4 protein-coding genes are annotated in these 3060 nt (G+C 46.2%); all 4 read right to left on the reverse strand.

Features of this window, described 5'->3' with window-relative positions; translation table 11 throughout:
* Positions 1-67: 67 nt before the first annotated feature.
* Positions 68-382: a hypothetical protein gene (locus AC29Z1_RS15705; RefSeq protein ID WP_488272396.1), complete on the reverse strand. Its 315-nt coding sequence runs from the start codon at positions 380-382 to the stop codon at positions 68-70.
* On the reverse strand, positions 369-1502 hold the full coding sequence (locus tag AC29Z1_RS15710) for an aminotransferase class V-fold PLP-dependent enzyme (protein ID WP_488272397.1): 1134 nt from the start codon (positions 1500-1502) through the stop codon (positions 369-371). Before AC29Z1_RS15710 ends, AC29Z1_RS15705 begins: the two co-directional genes overlap by 14 nt.
* Positions 1503-1514: 12 nt before the next feature.
* Positions 1515-2636 carry a DVU_1551 family NTP transferase gene (locus AC29Z1_RS15715; RefSeq protein ID WP_488272398.1) on the reverse strand — a complete coding sequence of 374 codons (1122 nt, stop codon included), beginning with the start codon at positions 2634-2636 and terminating at the stop codon, positions 1515-1517.
* The coding region (locus AC29Z1_RS15720) for an XdhC family protein (RefSeq protein ID WP_488272399.1) at positions 2618-3060 on the reverse strand (443 nt) is incomplete at its 5' end. The genes AC29Z1_RS15715 and AC29Z1_RS15720, both read right to left, overlap by 19 nt.

A 3060-nucleotide genomic window follows, 5' to 3' on the forward strand; every position in this document is an offset into this window, starting at 1 on the left:
GGGACACACACTTTGGGTTGTCGAAAGCAGGATTTCTTTTTCTACCAACATATCACCCATAGCTAAGTTATCTCTCCCTATCAGCCGACTGCTGCATTAACAGATTTTCTAACCATGTTTCAAAATTGTCTTTACTGTTCTCGGGATTATTGTCAGGAAAATGCACCCGAATCACCCAATCATCAATTATGCCTTTGAAGGTTGTACCATCTGCCAGAGTGGCCTGAAAACAGGGCCGCGGAAAATTCCTATAATATTTCATCACAGCAAAATTACTAAAGCTTTCAAGCAACCGCTCATCGGCCTTACTCATCAGACGATATTCATAAATATTAGCACCACTAAAACAATTTTCTACCTTCCTGCATTCATACTGTTTCATTTATCAATTCACCTATAGCCTTAAGACAATACTCAATATCCTGGTCGGTAGTAAACCGCGATAAACTGAATCGGACCGTTCCTGCCGGGGCGGTACCCAAATAGTCGTGAATTTTGGGCGCACAATGAAGTCCGGTACGGCAGACAATTTTAAAACCTCTATATAATAACTCGCCAATATCTTCTATCGGCCAATCTTTCAATGTAAACGAAATAACAGGAGTTCTTGGCGGTTCCACCAGAATAACGTCAGCTCCCAGTTCAACAAGTCCGGCAGCCAATCGCTCTGTCTTGATTAACAAATCTTTATCGTCGAGAACATGCTCGGCAGACCAGGTTAGCGCTGTAGCAAGTCCGGCAAAGGCTGAATCATTGGGTGTACCGGCTTCAAAACGGATAGGCATAACTGCCGGCATCTCGTCAAGATCACTCTGGATTCCTGTTCCGCCTACCCATACAGGCTCGAGTTCTATATGGGGAGCTATATATAATCCGCCTGTTCCGGTAGGCCCCAAAAGGTACTTATGTCCGGTAAAAGCTACCAGATCAATTTCCCAGACTTCAGGCAGCACCGGTATAATCCCCAAACTCTGCGATGCATCCATAAGTGTAACAGCCCCCGCCTGCTTAGCTATCCGGGTAAGCAATGCCGCATCATTTACCGCACCAGTAACATTGGACGCGTGGGTAAAAACTGCTACCTGAGGTTTGTATGTTTTCAAGGCAGTTTCCCATTCCTCAATCCTCACCCGTCCGTTCTTATCCACAGGAACTAGATGGACGGTTATCCCCTTAGTTTTGGACAAATAGTGAAGCGGGCGCAATACCGAATTATGTTCGGCTACAGTAGTCACCACAGTTGCACCAGGCCGCCACTGAATACCATGTAAAGCAATATTTAAAGAATGGGTAGCATTAGGGCTGAAAACAATCCGATTTGGATCTTTCACTTGAAGCAATTGGGCCAGTAATTTGCGACATTCTCCAGAAACATCTGGGCCAGAAAAACCTGAACGCCCAGCATGATGAGGTAATCCGCTAATATAAGCAGCCACCGTTCCCCCAACTTGCGGCGCCTTTGGCCAAGAAGTCGCTGCATTATTCAAATATACTGGCATCATACACTTCGCCCCCTATAATACCATTATTTCTTCTACACTGTCGGTTCCCAACACCCCCGCGGCCCGGTTCCAGATGGCTTCAGCCGCCCGTTTTCTACGCAAGATTGAATCTATAATTTCAGGACTATCGGCAAACTTGTCTAGTGCCTGACTAAACCGCTCGGCCAGCGGTACTATTTTATCCCCCTGCACTAACTTATCAGCAAGGAACACGACCGCCTTCTCATCAATTGCGCTCTCTGCCGCCAATTCTAAATCCATATGATTAGCGATAATTGGCGCTATACTGGGAAATCCCATGACCCTGACAATCCGAGATCCTCGCTTAGCATGATCAGGCTTACTCTTAGCCAAGTCATGCAGCAGGCCACCGGCAACCACCATCCCGATATTAAGCTTCAGTCCGGCACCATTCAGCAATTCGGCCAACCTGCGGCCAACAGCGGCAACAGCGCGCCCATGATACACCACATTATCACTAACCTTATATTTAAATAATATGCTGAGACATTCGTTATATGTCGGTATATGTCTGCGCAATTGAAACTGTTTAAGTCGTTCATAGTCCTCCATGGTATCGATGTCAAGCAATACCCCCTCATCCGCCACCTCCACTTCTACGCTATCAGCACGGTACTGCGCTAAAATCGAGCGAAGTCCTCCAGTTCCGTCACTATTGAGGATACTGGAAAAACATTTGCTGCTGATAAGCGGCGGATGGCCTCTTTGACCAGCAAAAACCGGATACACTACGGCGGCTTTTGTTTTACGGTACGTCCGTATCATGGTTTTAATACTGTGTCTTCTTATCAGCGGAATATCTCCTGGCAGCAGGAAAAAGGCCTCTGCCTCCTTCGTGAAAGTGTTAAGACCTGCAACAATAGAGGAAAACATTCCCTCAGCATACCGTGCATTTTCGACAATACTAACCGGTAAGATTTTTAATACAGGATACAATTCGGCGGCCCGATGGCCGACGATCACCCGGATATCTGTTATTCCTCCCCGTCTTAGACTGTCTATTGCTGTTTCTATTACCGTTTTTTCCCCTAAAGGCATCAGGGGCTTGAAACTTCCCATACGCGAAGAATAGCCTGCTGCTACAAGTATGCCTGCTATCTTGAAGTCGCGCATGTTTCCCGCTCCGCTCTGGTTTTAATTAATTCGGCCACAATACTTACAGCGATTTCTTCCGGAGTCTCAGCACAAATGTCTATACCAATGGGCGTACGAACCTGTTCAAGTGTTGCCAAGCTCACACCCTTTGCTTGTAAACGCCTAAATACATCTGCCCGTTTTTTTTTGCTGCCAAGCATGCCAATATACGCAGCCTCAGTCTGCAAAGCTTGTTCTAGCACGATATAATCATACAGATGGCCTCTGGTCGCGATGACAAGATAACTGTCTTGATCAATCGACAACTGGGACATACAGTTAAAATCCTCAACAACCACCACTTCGGATTGGGGAAACCGTTCCTTGTTGGCAAACTCTGGCCGATCATCAATAACTACTGTTACAAATCCCACCATACTGGTTAATTTGGCAATCTGTTGTG

The organism is Sporomusa sp., from assembly GCF_057736855.1.